11 protein-coding genes and 3 pseudogenes are annotated in these 17,464 nt (G+C 62.0%); 6 read left to right on the forward strand and 8 right to left on the reverse strand.

Translation table 11 applies throughout. The features are described from left to right. The first annotated feature begins 15 nt into the window (after positions 1–15). Entirely contained in the window at positions 16–720 is a 705-nt protein-coding gene (locus MSP7336_RS01755) for a TVP38/TMEM64 family protein (protein WP_425325726.1), read from the forward strand. Positions 721–991: 271 nt separating this feature from the next. Here MSP7336_RS01755 and MSP7336_RS01765 read toward each other — a convergent pair whose 3' ends face one another. The 6 genes and pseudogenes from MSP7336_RS01765 to MSP7336_RS01790 all read right to left on the reverse strand — a co-directional run bounded on the left by MSP7336_RS01765 (position 992) and on the right by MSP7336_RS01790 (position 6,754). Then, the gene (locus tag MSP7336_RS01765; RefSeq protein WP_084226417.1) at positions 992–1,483 is read right to left on the reverse strand and encodes a hypothetical protein; all 492 of its coding nucleotides are present in this window, start codon (positions 1,481–1,483) and stop codon (positions 992–994) included. A gap of 336 nt (positions 1,484–1,819) precedes the next feature. After that, positions 1,820–2,497: an alpha/beta hydrolase gene (locus tag MSP7336_RS01770; RefSeq protein ID WP_069395730.1), complete on the reverse strand. Its 678-nt coding sequence runs from the start codon at positions 2,495–2,497 to the stop codon at positions 1,820–1,822. A gap of 52 nt (positions 2,498–2,549) precedes the next feature. Further along, a pseudogene (locus tag MSP7336_RS01775) lies at positions 2,550–3,665 on the reverse strand (IS3 family transposase). A gap of 162 nt (positions 3,666–3,827) precedes the next feature. Further along, positions 3,828–4,319 (reverse strand): hypothetical protein, encoded by a 492-nt coding sequence (locus tag MSP7336_RS01780; protein WP_084226418.1) that lies wholly within the window; start codon positions 4,317–4,319, stop codon positions 3,828–3,830. Between the two features lie 137 nt (positions 4,320–4,456). Next, complete coding sequence (locus MSP7336_RS01785) at positions 4,457–6,370, reverse strand: alpha/beta hydrolase (protein ID WP_425325727.1); 1,914 nt, start codon at positions 6,368–6,370, stop codon at positions 4,457–4,459. A gap of 15 nt (positions 6,371–6,385) precedes the next feature. Then, complete coding sequence (locus tag MSP7336_RS01790; RefSeq protein WP_142706710.1) at positions 6,386–6,754, reverse strand: hypothetical protein; 369 nt, start codon at positions 6,752–6,754, stop codon at positions 6,386–6,388. Positions 6,755–7,282: 528 nt separating this feature from the next. Here MSP7336_RS01790 and MSP7336_RS01795 point away from each other — a divergent pair. The 4 genes and pseudogenes from MSP7336_RS01795 to MSP7336_RS01810 all read left to right on the forward strand — a co-directional run bounded on the left by MSP7336_RS01795 (position 7,283) and on the right by MSP7336_RS01810 (position 11,672). Beyond that, a complete protein-coding gene (locus tag MSP7336_RS01795; RefSeq protein ID WP_113962917.1) occupies positions 7,283–7,729 on the forward strand; it encodes a hypothetical protein in 447 nt (148 codons plus the stop codon). A 112-nt stretch (positions 7,730–7,841) separates the two neighbouring features. After that, a pseudogene (locus MSP7336_RS01800) lies at positions 7,842–9,740 on the forward strand (SEC-C metal-binding domain-containing protein); the annotation flags it as partial. Positions 9,741–9,856: 116 nt separating this feature from the next. Next, positions 9,857–10,882: a type IV toxin-antitoxin system AbiEi family antitoxin gene (locus MSP7336_RS01805; RefSeq protein WP_069395735.1), complete on the forward strand. Its 1,026-nt coding sequence runs from the start codon at positions 9,857–9,859 to the stop codon at positions 10,880–10,882. Next, entirely contained in the window at positions 10,860–11,672 is an 813-nt protein-coding gene (locus MSP7336_RS01810) for a hypothetical protein (RefSeq protein ID WP_220178562.1), read from the forward strand. Before MSP7336_RS01805 ends, MSP7336_RS01810 begins: the two co-directional genes overlap by 23 nt. Positions 11,673–11,876: 204 nt before the next feature. On the opposite strand, the gene MSP7336_RS01815 is transcribed toward MSP7336_RS01810, so the two are convergent. Together MSP7336_RS01815 and MSP7336_RS01820 are read right to left on the reverse strand one after the other, a co-directional pair. Then, entirely contained in the window at positions 11,877–13,559 is a 1,683-nt protein-coding gene (locus MSP7336_RS01815) for a patatin-like phospholipase family protein (RefSeq protein ID WP_069398247.1), read from the reverse strand. A 1,909-nt stretch (positions 13,560–15,468) separates the two neighbouring features. Then, positions 15,469–15,636, reverse strand: a pseudogene (locus tag MSP7336_RS01820) (translation initiation factor IF-2 N-terminal domain-containing protein); the annotation flags it as partial. 648 nt (positions 15,637–16,284) lie between these two features. On the opposite strand from MSP7336_RS01820, the gene MSP7336_RS01825 reads away from it, so the two are divergent. Beyond that, the gene (locus tag MSP7336_RS01825; RefSeq protein ID WP_113962919.1) at positions 16,285–17,436 is read left to right on the forward strand and encodes an FIST signal transduction protein; all 1,152 of its coding nucleotides are present in this window, start codon (positions 16,285–16,287) and stop codon (positions 17,434–17,436) included. Positions 17,437–17,464 lie beyond the last annotated feature (28 nt).

Consider the following 17,464-nt stretch of genomic DNA (forward strand, 5'->3'; position numbering starts at 1 on the left):
ACAATGGTGGTCAGGATGGTTGACGACGTTTCCGCACCTTCTCGACGACGCCACGTCGTGCGGCTGGCCGTGTTCGTCGCCTTCTTGGCCGCGCTGTTCTATCTGGTAGCCGTCCGCCAGGTTGTCCACGTCGACGAGGTGCGGCGGGTGGTCACGGCGGCGGGGCCTGCGGCGCCGCTGATGTACGTCGTGGTGTCCACCGTGCTGGGTGCGATCTTTGTGCCGGGCCCGATCCTGGCCGCCACCAGCGGGCTGCTGTTCGGCCCGGTGCTGGGCGTGTTCGTGACGCTGGGTGCGACGGTGGGCACCGCGGTCGTGGCGAGCCTGCTCGGCCGCCGGGCCGGTCGGGACAGCGCGCGTGCACTGATCGGAGCCGAACGGGCCGAGCGCCTCGACGGGCTGATCGACCGCGGTGGGTTGTGGGCGGTGGTCGGTCAGCGTTTCGTTCCCGGGATCTCCGATGCGCTGGCGTCATATGCGTTCGGGGCGTTCGGAGTTCCGTTGTGGCAGATGGCTGTTGGGGCGTTCATCGGTTCGGTGCCGCGAGCGTTTGTCTACACCGCGCTGGGGGCATCGATCGGGAATAGATCGCCGTTGTTGGCGTCCGCGGCGATCGTGGTGTGGTGCGTGACCGCGATCGTCGGTGCGTTCGCCGCGCGCCGCGGATTTCGGAAGTGGCGTGCGCATTCCGGGCCCGATTCGGCCGTCGAGACGCGTTGAAGGCCAACTAAGCGATTGCGATCAGATCAGACTAATCCATTGCCCGGACCGCCTCAGGCACCCGGCGACTTCTGCTTAATCACCTTCGGCATCACCTTCGGCGCAGGTATGTCCTCGCGTACTAGATCGCCGGAGAAGCATGGTGACGAAACGATAAGCGTGGGCGTCCAGTACTCATACTCGCTAGGTGGTTTACCCGGTCCCATGTGGTCGTCGTCGCATGGAACATTGCCACCACCGCGGAAGTCGGTGCAACTTGGAAGGATCTGCGTCATCTCGCGTGCGAGGTTTGGCGAATTTCCTTAGGAAGCGTTGTATTATCTTGCCGCAGCTTGCCCGGGAAGCACGGTGATGACCCAATAATTGTTGGCGGGTATGTGGGCGGATAAGCGGCCTTCACTTGCAAAACGTACCCATCTGGCGCATATCCGAACCTGTTGGGCTTCTCGAACCCTTCTCGTTCTAGTACCTGCCAACCCCAGCCTTTCCACATGTCACCAATCTGATCGATGATCGCATGAGCGTCGACACCTGGCGGTAGATTCAAGTCTCCCCAATACGCGAATCTGATCGGCGAGTTCTGATCTTTCGGCTCATCTTCGCAATACGAAATCCCGGTACCGACGCTGTACCGACTTCCATCCACGCTGGTGCCGGCCGGCAGCAAATCAATTGTTTGCTGCAGGTAGCGAAGCACCGTGCTCTCGGCTTCCTGCTGACTTGCAGGAACTTTCGGCGAGGGAACAGATGGCGTCGCTTCCATCGGACCTCCTGGGATCATTGTTGCACCGGATGGGATCGGAGGCCCAAGCCGTTCACTCGGCGTAGGTGATGACTCAGACGTGCATGCGGCGAGCAATCCCGCGGCAAGGACCACAACGAACAGAACGCGACCATTACGAATAGCTGACCTCTTCATTTTGATCAGGGGGTGAATGCCGGCGGTGTCACATCGGTACGTCCGGCGATGATCTTGCCCATATTGCCCAGTGCTGGGTTAAGGGGATCCCAGTAACTGCTATGAGCTGCCAGCGATGTAGTCCGAAAGGCCAGGTGGGTCCGGGCGCAGCCTCAAAAGGTATGCCTCCGAAACGCGAGCTCATTGGATCGGGACCCAGAACTCCCGCAACCGCCCGATGATGTCGTTTTCTGCCCGGCTCGCAAATACGTGGGCGCCGGCTTCGAGGCTGAGATCACTGGCGTGACCGGCCAGAACCCCGGGACTGCCTACGGCGACGACATTGTTGGCATCCAGGTGGTGGCCGTCGAGCGCCGCTGCCCCGACTTCAGTGGAGCCGTAGCTGTGCCCGATGACCGTGTTGAGCGACTGGCCGCCGGCAAGCGCGTCGTCGTGAGAGGCTCGCAGCCCTGCTTGGAAATCCTCCAGCGCGGCCGCCCCGTTGCGCGCGTAACTGGGATGCGCGGCGTCAAACACATTCATTGGCCGGTCATAGCCCATCCACGTCGTAACGGAAACATCGTTCGGTCCTAAGCTTTTATCTGCACTGAAGGTAGCTTGCAGCATCCTTTCCGACTTCAGAGCGCTGGCATCGAACCGCGTGAGGTCTAGGCCGGTGCCCGGGACGAAGGTGGCGTTGCGTTTAGCGGTATCGGGGTTGTTGATGGAGATCGCCGCATGGCCATTCTCGTCGATGATGCCGAGGAATCGCGGGAGACCATCGGGCGACTTGAGTGAATTTTCAATCTGCACATAACCATCGTGCGTGTGATTGGCGGCGTCCCAATGCTTCTTCCAGCCCCAGTACTCATTGGACACCAGGCCGGGCTGACCGGATTCCGTGGACTGGTCTACGGCGAATGAGGGTCGTTCATTGGTGGGTATAGGTGGCGGGGTAGTGGGCTGGGGGCTGGTAGCCCAGGGCCGAGTGCCGGCGTGGTGGTTGTAGTCGTGTTTTCAGTCGTTAATGACCACTGGCGCCTTGGCCGGTGACCAGAAGCTGTTGATGTTTAGGCATTCGTCGCGGATGCAGGAGTTGAACGATTCGGTGTAGCCATTGCGCCACGGCTCGCCGGGCGGGTTGAAGTGCAGGCCGACCTGTCCGGCGGCCTAGTCAGCTATTGCGCTGCAGGCCGATTCGGGGCCGTTGTTACACCGCAGCACCGTCGGGTAGCAGCCTCGTTCGGCCGCTGGGCGGTCGAGCTCGGTGATCAGGTGCTCGCTGGTGATGCTGCGCTCGACCATTCCGCGGAGGCATTTGCGGGTGTGTTCGTCGACGATGGAGACGATATGGTCGGTCGGCCATCGGTGGCGACGTCGAACTGAAAGTGCACCGCCCATACCCGGGTGGGCGCATCGGCGATTACGGTCAATGGTGCGGTGGAGCTGCCGTGGCGTTTGCGCCGTCGGCGCTGCGGCACTCGAAGGCCTTCCTCACGCCAAAGCCGTTGCACCTTCTTGTGGTTGACTGCCCAGCCTTCCGCGCGGGCGTCGTGATACGCGGGTCGAAACCCCCGCCGCGGATGATCACTGGCGTACTGGCGAAGCCAGGCCCGCAACGCCGCATCAGGATCGTCCGACATGGCCGCCACAGGCTCGCGGTGTTGGGTGGCGTGGTGTTGCCCGGTCACGCGGCAAGCGAACCGTTCGCTGACCCCCAGCACGCGCTGAAGGTGACGAACGGCTGCCCGCCGGCGTTGCGGGCCTAGAAGTTTCCCTTCGCGATCTCCGTGAGCGCGACTTTCTCTACTCCGCATCTGCCAACAACCGCTTCAACGTGGCGTTTTCACGCTCAAGGTCTTGAGCCGCTTAACATCCCCGGCCTTCAAGCCGCCCAACTGGTTACGCCACCGGTGATAGGTTGCTTCGGACACTCCCAGCTCGCAGCACACCGCCGCGGTGTCCTTGCCCTCGACCAACAGCCGATCAGCCGCCACCAGAGCTTGCACACAATCTGCTCAGAACTGTGCCTCTTCCTCGTCATCACGTCCTTGCTGAGCCTTCCCGCCCACGACGTGGACCGCAAAACTCTCACAAGCCATGGTTCAACCAATCGGGATCAGGCCAACCCTGATTCGGCTGTCGAGACGCGGTGAAGGTCAACTAAGCGATTGCGATGACAACAGACTAATCCATTGCCCGAACCGCCTCAGGCACCCGGCGACTTCTGCTTAATCACCTTTGGCGCAGGTATGTCCTCGCGTACTAGATCGCCGGAGAAGCATGGTGACGAAACGATAAGCGTGGGCGGATAACCAGGCGGGTACGCCGCGTCGATGTGCAATTTGTATCCGTCGGGGGCATAACCGAAGCGATTCGGCTTCTCAAACCCACTCCGCTCGATTACGTTGAATCCCCAACTCCGCCACAGATCTCCAGCACGGACGATCAGCTCATCTGGGGCGGTGCCCGGTGGGCCGTTAACATGTGTCCAGTATTCATACTCGCTAGGTGGTTTACCCGGTCCCATGTAATCGTCGTCGCATGGAACATTGCCACCACCGCGGAAGTCGGTGCTGTCGAGAACAGTGCCGGGTGGCAACCCATCAACCGTTTTCTGCAAGTAGTGGAGCACCGTGTCCTGCGCTTCTTGCTGGCTGCTAGGAATTTTTGGTGACGGTGCGGCTGGAGTGGGTTCCATAGGTCCTCCTGGGATTGGTGTGGCGCCAGACGGAGACGTCGGCCCGAGTGGCCCGGTTGGCTTGTTCGGTGAACACGCCACACATAGCGCGACGACGATCGCTATCGCTGGTTGAAATCCAATTTTCGTCATGGTGTTCAGGGCGTGAATGAAGGAGGAGTTACATCGACTCTACCTGCGATGATGCGACCCATGTTCATAAGTGCAGGGTTGTCATCGGTCCAGTAACTGCTATGGGCAGCTACCGATGGCAGGCCCAATGGCCAGCCCGGGCCGGGAGCTGCCTCGAACGGTATGCCTCCGAAACCAGCGCTCATAGGATCGGGGCCAAGGGTCATACCGGTGACCGCGCCGATGATGTCGTTTTGTGCTCGGGCTGCAAACACATGGGCTCCCGGATCGAGGTTGAGGTCGCTGGCATGTGGGGCGAGCAGTCCGGGGCTACCCACAGCTACCACGTTGTTCGCGTCGAGGTGGTGGCCGTCAATCGCTGCGGCTCCAACTTCGGTGGAGCCGTAGCTGTGTCCAATGACGGTGTTGAGCGACTGGCCGCCGGCAAGAGCATCGTTGTGCGAAGCTCGCAAGCCTGCTTGGAAATCGTCCAGAGCGGCCGCTCCGTTGTGCGCATAATTAGTATGCGCGGCCTCAAAGAGATTCATCGGCCGGTCATAGCCCATCCACGTGATAATCGAAACGTCACCGGCCAGAAGTGTGCGATCAGCATTGCGCGTGGCCCAATACATCTGCTCGGATTTCGCAGCGCTGGCATCGAACCGCGTGAGGTCTTGGCCGGTGCCCGGGACGAAGGTGGCGTTGCGTTTAGCGGTATCGGGGTTGTTGATGGAGATCGCCGCATGGCCATTCTCGTCGATGATGCCGAGGAATCGCGGGAGACCATCGGGCGACTTGAGTGAATTTTGAATCTGCACATAACCATCGTGCGTGTGATTGGCGGCGTCCCAATGCTTCTTCCAGCCCCAGTACTCATTGGACNCATCGAACCGCGTGAGGTCTTGGCCGGTGCCCGGGACGAAGGTGGCGTTGCGTTTAGCGGTATCGGGGTTGTTGATGGAGATCGCCGCATGGCCATTCTCGTCGATGATGCCGAGGAATCGCGGGAGACCATCGGGCGACTTGAGTGAATTTTGAATCTGCACATAACCATCGTGCGTGTGATTGGCGGCGTCCCAATGCTTCTTCCAGCCCCAGTACTCATTGGACGCCAGGCCGGGCCTCTTGCCATCAGCCCAATCCGGATGTTCGGCACGCAGGCGGTCAAGCTCCGCCTGGTTGGCTTTTTGCAGCTCGTCGAGGTGTATCCGGTTGTAGTGATCGCGGTCAACGAATGGCATCCCGGCGCGGTTGCCGATTGAGTGGTCATGCTGATATGCCAGGTCTTTTTCTTCCTGGCTGAGCTTTTCCCACGCGTCGTCAAACTGCTTGGGATCGTTGGGCAGTTTCGGTGGTGACTTCCGCGGCGCCTGCGGGACGCCACCGCCAGTAAAATCGGCTGGCCGCACATTGAGCGGGGTGGCTGGCGGCCTACCTAGCTTGGTGGCGCCGGCTTCGACCAATTGCACATTTTCCGCATGCGTTGCCTTGACCAGATTCTGGATGAAGTAGCGCTTCTGCACGCCGGTGGCTTGCGGGTCGCTGTTGACCTTTTCGATCAGCCGCTGTGCCTTTTCCACGTTGTCGATGATCTGCTGCTTCGTGCTTTGAACGATGCTTGCGGCATCGCGATGCAGCTTCGCCGCGACGCCGGCTCCGCGTTCCTCCGCCTGTAGGTCGGCAGTGATGGTTTGGTGTTTAGCGTGGGCCGCCTCCGCAGCATCACCAGACCAGGCCGCAGCTGCCCCCTCGAATAGCCGCACCCGCGAGCCCTGGAACGCCGACAGGATCGCTTCGACGGTCTTGCGGTCGGTCTCCCACGCATCCGCCTTGTCCGATAGGGCGCTCTCGTCAAGCCCAGGCCATGCTGGCGGGGCGGTCATCTCCTCCCCGAATGGGCCGCCGGGCCGCTCAATCCCCACAGAGCATCGCCGGGCCATCTGCCATGATCGCGCTCATCCGGTACCGCCGTCGTCTCTGCCGGGCAGCCCTGCGCTGGCGCGCGCCGTCCTGCCTGCATTGGGGAGGCTCGCCATCTGCTCACGCAGGTTGTTGCCGATCCGCTCATCGGCGGCGTTATACATCTGAGCCGCGGCCAGTAACGCCTGCGCGTAACTGATCGCCCGCTGCTGGGTTTTCGGGCGTGACATCACCAGCGGGTCAATCGTCGTAGCCATGTGCGCGGCAAATGCCGTCGAAAGCGGGTCTGCACCAACGGCGGTATCTGCCTCCGGAATCGGCGGGATCTCGCAAGCCTCCGTTGCCAACTCCTGACCCTCGGTTGTGACGACCGCCGGGTTGACCCGCAAGTCACGTGGCGTCATCAGCCCCCAAATCGTCATTCGGCCTCTGGCAAATCGGAAATATACCGGCATATGAACCATCCCCAATGCACCAATTTTCTTCACCTGGCTGAAGCTACGTCGCTTGGCTCAAAGAAGGTCTTCACATCTTTGTCACCCCATAGTTGGTCTCGGCGGATAGAGCTGATCCGGGTCAATCTCGCCAGCGCGTTAGAGGAGGGCTTCACGATGAAACCTCAAATGCAACATGTGAACTCGCGCCAGGTTCGCGCCATCGAGAACGAATGCACCAAGCGGGAAGGCGAAAATCACGGCAATTTACCTTAGCCACTTTCATCTCACCAGTCACACAACGGAAGCACTATGCGAAATGCTCGCCTACGAGGCACTTTTCAGCATCGCGTTCAGAATCAGCAGTGCAGATTTTCGCAGGTCATGCATGCGGCCCCCGACCAACCGACATACTGCGAGATCAACACCCAGCACCCGCTTGTTTGGACTCAAAAAATTTTGCATGGAAGCGGTTGCAGACCATCGTAGGCTTTCGGCATGCATTCGTATCGTTATGCCATCGGGGTCACTGTCGGCGTTGTAACGCTCGGCGTTGCGGCCACCGGATGCGCCAAAAGCACCGAAGGTTCGGCCGCTACCACGAGCAGTTCGGCGACCTCGACCTCGCAAATCACGACGTCGGAGTCGGCCTCCCCGACGTCAGCGGCCCCCACCGGCGAGCCCGTCGGTACGGCGGTGATGAAAGTCGACGGCGGCAGCGACCCGGTGACGATCCGTTACCGGATCAACGGAGGCCCCGAGCAGACCGAGACAAACGTGACGCTGCCGTGGGAAAAGCAGTACCCCGTGTACAACGAAGTGGAGTCCGAGGTCATCGCCGACGGTGGTGACGCCACGCTCACCTGCACGATCATCATGGACGGCAAGCTCGCGTCCTTCAAGAGCGAACCGCGGCCCACGTGCAACTTCAGTTACTGGGGTTAGCCGGGACTAGCCGCTGAAAAGTCGCTCGGAGGCGGGCAATTCGCCTAGCGGTTCGGCGGCCTGACCAACGCGCCGGGCGGAACACTTCGCATACGGCTGACCGAGGCATAGGGTGGTCGCCGTGGAGCCTCTTGCCCAAATTCTGGCTGAGCATGGCCCATTAAGCGAGGACGACCTTCGACGGCAGCTGCGCGATGCCGGCGTGGCCGACCCGGACGCCGCAGTCGAGGATCTCCTCGGCGAAATCGATTGTCCGGCAGGGTTGTTGGTCGATGACCGGTGGGTATGGCTGCCGACGCTGCTAACCGGAAAGGTCTTCACCCATCGCCTCGATGCCACCGAGCTGGCCCACGACATCCTCGCCGTCACCCCGGACCTTGACCCCATCACTGCGCTGTGCGAGTGCGAACAATACGGGCGGTTCGCCGACGGATCGGAAGCCGAGGTGGTGCTGCCCGGCTACGACGACGAACGCCTCGAGCAGCGGGGCATCCCGGCCGAGGTGATCGCACCGTCGGGTGCGCTGCTGTTGGCGCCGGGCACGCTTAGGGCGCTGGGCGTGGCCGAGGGCGACCTGATCGGGGTGCGGCAGACCGACCAGGGGCTGGTGGTCGAGCGGGCCGCCGCGCGCCCGCAGGCCTCCGTGGGCGCCAGGCTGGCCGCGACGGTCACCGACGAGCCGGTGCTCATCGACGCGGCGGTGTGGACGGCGTGCGTCGAGGACCCGAGCGCGTTCAGCGAGCCGCTGCCGCCGCTGTGCGAGCTTGTCGCCGACGAAGGCCTGGCGCACCACGGCGACTGGCTTGCACCTGGCGGATTCGATTTCAGCGGTTGGCATTTCGAGCAAGGCTCCGCGATACTGGCCGAGCTTCATGACCTTGACGCCGACGATGCGGCCGCGCTGTACACGCTGATCAAACTCTACGAGCAGATTTCACTGCTGCTCGACGTCGCCGACGCGGCCGAGCTAACGGAGGATGCGCTCGCCGACGAGGACACGCCGAAACCGGACGGTGCCCCCGATCTATTCGCCGAGTTCGGCGCGGCTCTCGCCGACCCGTTGCTGGCCGAGCTGCTGGTTGGCGAGACGATCGACAAAGACGACAAGGGGGCTGCCGCGCTGTGCTTGTTCGCCGAGGTGCTGGAGCCGAAGGTGCCGCCCTCGGCGAAGGTGGCGTGCCGCTGGCTACGTGCGGTGGCGTTGGAGCGGATCGGTGAAATCGACGCGGCCGAACGCGAGCTGCTGGCGGCCGAAGAAATGGATCCGGACTACCCGCTGCCCTTGCTCGGCCTGGCCCGCATCGCCTCTGATCGCGGCGATGCCGAGCGCGGGTTGGCGTTGCTGCACCGCGCCGGCGCCGATCCGGATCATCCGCTGGTGGAGCTGCTGGAGCGGCACCGCGCCGCCCCGCGCAGCGATGTCGGCCGAAATGAGCTGTGCTGGTGTGGATCTGGCCGCAAGTACAAGAAGTGCCATCTCGGCAGTGAGCGGCTGCCGTTGGCCGAGCGGGCGGATTGGTTGTATGCCAAGGCGATTCAGCACGCGCTGCAAGCCGACTGGGGCGACCTGCTGGCCGAGGTAAGCTACGAACGCCACCGCGACGACGATGACGACGATGATCTTGACCCGCTGGTGCTGGACGCGGTTTTGTTCGAGGGCGGTGCGTTTGCGGAGTTCCTCGAGGTACGCGGGTCGCTGCTACCCGACGACGAACGGCAGCTGGCCGAGAAGTGGCTGACGGTGCAGCGGTCGGTGTTCGAGATCGAGCACGTCCAACCCGGCAAGGGTGTAACCGTCCGCGACCTTCGCACCGGCGACACGCATGACGTCTTGGAGCGCACGGTCGGCAGCCCACTCAAGGCCGGGCAGCTGATCTGCGCGCGGGTACTCCCTGTCGGGGACGCGATGCAGTTCTTCGGCGGGGTGGAACGCGTTGCGTCGCATGAGCGAGGCGCGCTGATCGAGTTGCTCGCTGGCGAGCCGGACCCCGTGGCGCTGGTGGCGTGGCTTCCCTGTTAAGTACCTGACATCCCGTTCTGATTTATTGATCTCTAACTGCAGGTTGGGGGATTTGTTCAGTGTAGTCGTGTGTTCAATTATATTGAACGTTCATATAGAATGAACGTATGGACGTCATACCTGCTTGGATTGCCGAAGCGGTGCAGCATCATCTCGACAGCTACGGAATCCGATTGCGAGGTGATCTATCACAATTGACCTGGTCAGAGCCACAACCGATGGAACTCCGGCTCGACGACCGTTACGTCAACGTTGCCGCTCTGTACCTACCAGAGATGTCCGCGACGGCCGCGTTACGAGCGGCTTATGAGGTCCCTACCGACGTTCCTCTGCTGGTCGTCGGCCCTCGAGTTCATGGGTCGAGCGCGGACATCATGCGAACCCGAGGCATCTGGTACGTCGACGAGGCAGGGAATGCCTACCTGCGCGACCACGCGCTACTTATCGATGTCCGTGGTCGGCGAGGCTCAGCATCGACCTCCCTGAGTCAACCTCACAAATCGGGCCCTACGAATTTATTTACCCCGAAGCGGGCTCGGGTTGTGTTCGTGCTGTTGTGTGAGCCCGCGCTCACCGATGCTCCGTTCCGAGAGATCGCAGAACGATCAGGAGTGTCCCTCGGTATGGCAAAGGAAACGATAGATACTTTGGAGACGGTTGGTTTTGTGGAGAAACTGGGCAGGCACCGCCGTCTCATCCGGAGAGGCGAACTGCTTGACCTGTGGGCGTCTGCTTATCCATCCGGCCTTGGTAGAACCAACGTTCTTGTTGTTGCCCACGGTGATATCCAGCACTGGGTTGCGCCAGGGGGAGTCGACGTCGCGATAAGCGGGGAACAAGCTTTGTCCCGCTTGGGTCTTATCAGGAATCCAGAAACCCTGGTTTTGTATCTCGATAGCCGCGGAGAGCGAGGACCGCTAAGAGAGCTGATGCTGATTAATCGGTGGCACAGCGACCCAGACGGCAGCATCACCGTTCGCGAGATGTTCTGGCGCAACCTCCGTCCCTCCAACGACATTGATACGGCGCCGCTTATCTTGGTTTACGCCGACTTACTTGCATCCAACGAACCCCGGCAGATCGAAATAGCGCGAGAGATAAGAAGAAGCGATGAACGATTGGTCAAATTGTGATCGAGCCCTTCTCGCCGAGGTGGAGCCGGTCATCAACGCTCTGTCCGCCGTTGTCCCTCCAGAAAAGGTAATGCTCGTCGGAGCGCAGTGCCGAGACCTGCTGAACTGGCGTTTTGAATGTGGCGCTCCACGACGTAGTACCAATGACACGGACGTTGCGGTGGCACTTGAAGACTGGGCTCAGTTCACTAAAATCCGCGCAGAATTTCCCCCAGTCGGACATACGGGACATCGGTTTCTCGTCGGCGGCATCCCGACGGATGTCATTCCTTTCGGCGATGTTGAGAAGTTGCCAGGGACAATAAGCCATCCGCCAGGCACAGAAACACTGAACGTGCACGGCTTCACCGACGCTTACCAGCGGGCAGACCACCTTCCCATTTCGGGAGGTGTTCATATCCGAATCCCGCGCCCGGAAGGGTACGCAATACTCAAGACCCATGCGTGGTTAGATCGCTCTGCATGGCATGAGTACAGAGATGGGCCCGACCTTGCGCTCGCAATCTTTTGGTATGTCGAGGATCTGGATCGCATTTACGACAAAGAAAACACCTGGGCCCTCGACGTCCATAACTTCGATCTCCGACTGGCCGCTGGCGCATTGTTGGGACAAGACATGCGAAACGGATTGAGTTCAGAGGAGCTTGCAGTACTGAAAGCCCGAATCGCCAGTGCAGACCGAGACCTGCTTGCGCAACATTTCCGGGTCGCAGCCCCAAACTGGCCTAACACCGAACGGGACCGGCGTCCAATCGTCAATGCGCTGTTCGATCAGGTCTTGGGCGAATAGCGTTCAGTAGATTCGGAAGTTCAGTTTGAATGAACATTCAGAGGTATTGAACATTGGAGGCCGACTAGGTGGGGTCCTAGATTGGATTGACCGGATCCAACGACGCTCGTTGCGCTGTGCCAGTTCTCACACGTGACCCCGAACTACGACTACCTCCGATTGCGTGCTTCGGAACAGAACTGCTCTAGCGTTTGCGCGGCATCCCTACGTCAGCCGGTTCCGCCACCGCGCGAACCGATTGGCGGGAACCTCAAGCGCCGCCATGACCGCGCTCATCGGTGAGGCCACCGATTTGGCGAGCGTCACGGGCTTGTCCGGCACCGGCGGGCGCTCACCTTCCCACCACACCGGCTCCAACAGCGCCGAAATCAGCGGTATTGCCACGTCGGCGCTTCTGTGCCCCCACCGGCTCGCGCGGTCGATGGCCGCGGCCGAGGGGGCCAGGTTGGCCGGCGACAGTGTCGGCGCGAATCGGACCAGATAATCGACATAGGGCAGGTTGCGCACCATCTGCAACCGGATCGCCTGGGTGATCGGCACCAGCCACAGGTGCTTCGGATCCCATTGCGGGTGAAAGCAATCGAAGGCCAGATAACACGCATTGCGGGTGCCCAGCCGCCCGTCGCGAATGCGCTTCCACGCGATTTCGATCGGCACGTTGCTGGCCGCCCCGCCGTCGACGAGAGCCGAGACGTCCTTTTCTTCGCAGAGCTCGTCCAGCAGCGGGATCATCCGCGGGTTGCTTGTTTCATGGTGCAGCACACCGGGAATCGCGGCGGAGAACGACGCCGCGTCGACGACGTCCAAGTCGCGGTCCGGGTCGTCGCCGCCGATGATGATCGGCTTGACCACCCGCAAGTCGATGAAGGCGGCCACCTGCCACATCCGCGCGCCGACCACCGGGCCGATACCGATCGGGCGGAACGGTAGCGACTGCAGCCGCAACGCCGCCAACTCGGGACGGCGGAACCGCGACGGCAGCGCCGAATACGGCTGGTTGCGCACACCGGCGATGACGATGTCGAACGGAATCGCCAAGTCCGACATGCGTAATCGTTCGCCGTCCTCGCGGCTGAGCATGGCGTGAGCGAACTGGTCGAAGCGCAGCGCGAACACGCCGGCCAGACCGTGGCGACGGCGCAGCCGCTCGGGTCCGAGGATGGCGCGGTAGGACACCGACTTGGCCCACGCGAGGTAGTCCTCGATCGGTATCGGCAATTCGCGGCTGGCGAGGCTGCCCAGGATCGACCCGATCGACGAGCCGATCATGTAGTCGGGCACATGCCCGGCCTCCAACAGCCGCTGCATGCCGCCGACGTAGACGAACCCCGCTCCCCCGCCACCGCCGAGCACCGTGACGAGCTTCTTGTAGCCGACCTCGGCGTCCAGTTCGGCGGCCGAGAAGTCATTGCCGTGCCGCTCGATCAGCACGCACCGCTGATCGTCTTGGTCGGCGGCCAGAGTCTCCAGTGCCTCGCGTGCGGTCTTCAGCGCCGTGATCGGATCGGGCTCCTCGCGCAGCGGCCCGTACAGCGCGTCGGCGACCCGGGAAAGCCACGGCGCGATTTCGGCGCCGACCGAGACGTCGCCGCGCCCGCGGCTTCCGCGCGGGCCCGCGGCGCCGGGTTCGAAGTCGGCGAGCCGGGCGAAGTTGAGGATGTAGCGCAGCCGGCGCAGTTCCTCGGCGCGCAGCACGTCCGGGTGCGCGAGGTGGTGGCGGATGAGCCGGTTTTCCATCCGCTGCAGCAGCAGCGCCGGCTCGGCCGACAGCAGATCGGCGGCGTCGGGGGTCTCGCTCGCCTCGTCCTCGATCTCCTCGAGAAGCTCGAGCCCGGCCTCACGGCGGCCCAGCCGGCTGAGCAGCGCGTCGGCGAACGGGATCTGCATGAGGACCAACCTAGTTCGGTGCAGCTCACGGCGACATCCGGCCGGTTCCTGTCGACCATTCGGCACAGCGGCGGCGGTAAGAATAGGCATGGTGCACAGACGCGCAGCTGCGCGCCCGACAGCCGTGTTAGAAACCTATTATGGGGGCGCAACCGATCCACCGTTCCACGTGGTCGTCGTCCAAAGACGAGTTCTCGACGTCGTTACGTAGTAGTGACGGATCCGGCACGTTTCACACCATACGGTAACGGTATGAGTTTTCGTCGAAGACAAGTCGTTTGTGAAAATCATCGCGGTGGCATTCCAGGAGGGTGATGATCTTGTCCCGCATCGCTGTGTATTGGTCGGTACGGCGAGCAGGGGTGGTAAATAGTAGCCGCCGCGCGCCACGAAGGCGTGCCTCAAGCTTCGGATTGCTGAAGATGTTGGCCCAATGCGCTTCTGCGCATTCGCCGCGGACAACGTATGTTGCATGCTGTCCTGCCAGCGGACTGATCGCGACCGCGTTTTCGACGGATCCGTTGGCAGATCTAATAGCCAAGACCAAGTACCGATTGTTCACACCTTTGGACGACTCGGAGCCTTCATACCAATCGCACATGTAAGCGCCGAAATAATTCTCGAGATCTTCCAAGACGGTAAGGCGATTTACATCGACTCGGTAGCCGAGGTACTGCCGCGATGAGCGCAGACCGTCGAGAAACCTGCGGAGCTGCTCGCCCCGAGGCAGGATCGCGAAGGGAAGACCATGAATTACTTGACGCGAGACATTTGGCGAAGGGGAGTCAACGTCCTGGAAGTTCCGCAAGAAGTCAAACCGTCCAGCCTGAAGGGCGATCAGTTCCGAATGCGACTGGTGAAAGAAATTCCTTAGAGATTCGTCATCTGAGGACAAGAGCGCTTCAACAGCTGAGATTTGTTGGTTGAGTCTGTCTATTGCCGCCATCAGCGGTGGGGTGATTTCTACAAGCTGACCTGGTGTCGGCGGCCGTATCCGGCCAAGCATTGTCCACAAGCGTTCGTCATAATCCGGGCTTGCGATCATCAGGACGACAGCGCGCCGGAGGAAGCGATCCTTGGCCCTAACGCGGCGCAGTTCGTCAGCCGCTGAGCGCCCGATGTCGTCGGGATCGATCAGGTCGCGGAACTCACTCTCTATGGCGCGCTTCGCCAGATTCGGATGTTCGAGAAATGCGCCAACGTCGGAAACAAGCCGGTCGAGAAGTTGCCTCTCGACGTCAACGACTTGAGCCATAATCGCTAGATCGTCATTATCCGTTCCAGACGGCAACTGCGAGTTTAGGCCGCGGCGAGTCGCCGCATATCGCCATGCGAGATATCCGTAGCCAGCGATTCGAGTCGGGTTAAAAGTCTGCAGACAGGCGGTAATTGCTTCCTTATCGCTCTGACTCGGATCCTTGCTCCTGATTATGTCAGCGACAGCCTCCAGGTCTGTAACTGCCACACCCGCCGGAAGCCCGGTCCGCCGATTACGTGGGCGAGTAGACGCACCCATACTGATGTCCGGGGGCTTTGCCGCGAACTTCCGCGCTCTGGCGTCGGGCGGCTTTAGCGCCCCGTGCTGCTTCTGGGGCCTCTGTCGCTTCGCCTGCTGCTCTTTGCGGTGCAATTTTCGTAACGCTGCGTAGTCTGCAGCGTGGCGTCGCCGATCAACACCTATCACTTTGCGCAAGGTGGTCCGCGAAACCCCATATAAATTCTCATATTTCAGATATACCTCGTTGATTGCATCGCTGTGGTTCTCGGAGGCGTAAGCCTCACGGTAGTCTTTGAGGATTCTGACGACCTGCGAACCAGTGAGGTGCTCTTTGTCGGCAACGTCTTTTCGCCGAGGGTGGCCAGTACCTAATGCTCGGCGATTTTGGTCGACGTGGCGCTGCCTATGGCGGGGCCGTTTGTTCGCGTAAACGGCACGCAGTCGGCGCGCGACTGGGGCTTTCACGATTGAGGAAGCGGACTTAACGGGCTCGCCTTCCTCGGAGAGCCGTGCCAAGATTTCCTTGCTCGTCACACCTAACTCTTTTGCGAGTTGGTGCACCCGTGCTTTACCGGTCATCGAGCACGCCGCTGCCAACGCAAACCATTGATAACCCCTCCTCCCTCCAACGTAGGAGTTCTGAAACTAAAGCTTGGGAGGCTCCTCGGAACGGGAACCACATCATTCAGCATTGTCTACGATCAGATACCGTCGCAGATAGGCATTCGTCTCGCCGATCACAAGCGAAGTGGTAATCGAATGCCCAGTCGTCTCGTTCCTAACGACGTTTCATTCGAGACGACAGTAGGCGAGCGGCGACCTGACGACGGCGGCGGACGCGAGTCATAACATCATGGCCGGCTGACGCTCTGGAGCGGAGCGGCGCACGACGGATCCGGGGCGCCACGATCGCCGTGATGGTTAGGTGGCCAGCACTTATTGCTCGATTGTCGCGGTTCGTAGGCCATCGTGCTCGAATGTCGGTCTCGAAAACCAAGACTCGACGCCCGGTTCCACTAGGCTGCACCGGAATGTCACAAGCACGCGGGTCATACGATCCGTCAGGGAGCTGAAGAGCCGTTTGCCGCGGACTTTGAGCCGTTGGGGGAAGACCAATCTAAAGCCGGCTTCTGATGCCACCGATGCCAATGAAAATGGAGCTGCTTGGCCGCGAACTCCACAAGGAGCTCCAGCCCAGCTAGCGCCCGGGCGGCGCATCATGGGAGGGTGCGGATTGGAGTCGGGGTTTCCACCGTGCCCGACGCGCGACGGGCTGCGGTGCAGGCTGCCGCGCAGGCCCGCGACGAGCTCGCGGGCGCGGCGCCGTCGCTGGCCGTGCTGCTCGCCTCGCGCGCGCACACCGACACGGCCGGCGACGTGCTGGGCGCGGTGCAGGAGACGCTTGCGCCGCCCGCGCTGATCGGGTGCGTCGCGCAGACGGTGGTGGCTGGCCGCCGCGAATTGGAGGACGAGCCCGCGGTGGCGGTGTGGCTGGCGTCCGGTCTGGCCGCCGAGACGTTCCAGCTGGACTTCGTGCGCGCCGGCTCGGGTGCCCTGATCGCCGGCTACCAATTCGATTCTGCTGCAAAGGATTTGCATCTGCTGCTGCCGGACCCGTACACGTTTCCCGCGCAGCTGCTCCTCGATCACCTCAACGCGGACCTGCCGGGGACCTCCGTGGTGGGCGGCGTGGTCAGTGGTGGGCGGGGCCCCGGCCAGAGCCGGCTCTTCCGCGACCGCGAGGTGCTGACCTCCGGGCTGGTGGGGGTGCGGCTGCCCGGGGTACACGCGGTCCCGGTGGTGTCGCAGGGCTGCCGGCCGATCGGGCGGCCCTACATCGTCACCGGCGCGCAAGACGACGTGATCACCGAGCTGGGCGGCATGCCGCCGATGGTGCGGCTGCGCGAGATCATCGAGGGGCTGCCGCGCGACGAGCAGGAACTGGTCAGCACCGGCCTGCACATCGGGATCGTCGGCGATGAGCACCTCGCGGCTCCTCAGCAGGGCGACTTTTTGATCCGCGCGGTGCTCGGCGCCGACGCGGCTTCCGGCGCCATCGAGATCGGCGACGTGGTCGAGGTCGGCTCCACCGTGCAGTTCCAGGTGCGCGACGCCGCAGGGGCCGATAAGGATCTGCACCTCAGCGTGGAGCGTGCTCTGGCGGAGTCGTCCGGTCGTCCTGTGGGGGCGCTGTTGTTCACCTGCACCGGGCGCGGAAGACGCATGTTCGGGGTCGCCGATCACGACGCGTCGACCATCGCAGACTTGCTCGGCGGGATACCGCTGGCCGGGTTTTTCGCCGGCGGGGAGATCGGCCCGATCGCCGGGCGCAATGCGCTGCACACGTTTACCGCGTCGATGGCGGTGTTCGTCGAGTGAGCTTCGGCCCAGACCTGTATCACAGCAA

The sequence above is a fragment of the Mycobacterium shimoidei genome, from assembly GCF_900417275.1.
Classification (GTDB): Bacteria; Actinomycetota; Actinomycetes; order Mycobacteriales; family Mycobacteriaceae; genus Mycobacterium; species Mycobacterium shimoidei.

Excerpts from the sequence above, each read along its gene's own strand:
- MSP7336_RS01755 (WP_425325726.1), top strand. The coding sequence starts at position 16 with ATGGTTGACGACGTTTCCGCACCTTCTCGACGACGCCACGTCGTGCGG.
- MSP7336_RS01765 (WP_084226417.1), bottom strand. The coding sequence starts at position 1,483 with ATGGAAGCGACGCCATCTGTTCCCTCGCCGAAAGTTCCTGCAAGTCAG.
- MSP7336_RS01780 (WP_084226418.1), bottom strand. The coding sequence starts at position 4,319 with ATGGAACCCACTCCAGCCGCACCGTCACCAAAAATTCCTAGCAGCCAG.
- MSP7336_RS01790 (WP_142706710.1), bottom strand. The coding sequence starts at position 6,754 with ATGACGCCACGTGACTTGCGGGTCAACCCGGCGGTCGTCACAACCGAG.
- MSP7336_RS01795 (WP_113962917.1), top strand. The coding sequence starts at position 7,283 with ATGCATTCGTATCGTTATGCCATCGGGGTCACTGTCGGCGTTGTAACG.
- MSP7336_RS01805 (WP_069395735.1), top strand. The coding sequence starts at position 9,857 with ATGGACGTCATACCTGCTTGGATTGCCGAAGCGGTGCAGCATCATCTC.
- MSP7336_RS01810 (WP_220178562.1), top strand. The coding sequence starts at position 10,860 with ATGAACGATTGGTCAAATTGTGATCGAGCCCTTCTCGCCGAGGTGGAG.
- MSP7336_RS01815 (WP_069398247.1), bottom strand. The coding sequence starts at position 13,559 with ATGCAGATCCCGTTCGCCGACGCGCTGCTCAGCCGGCTGGGCCGCCGT.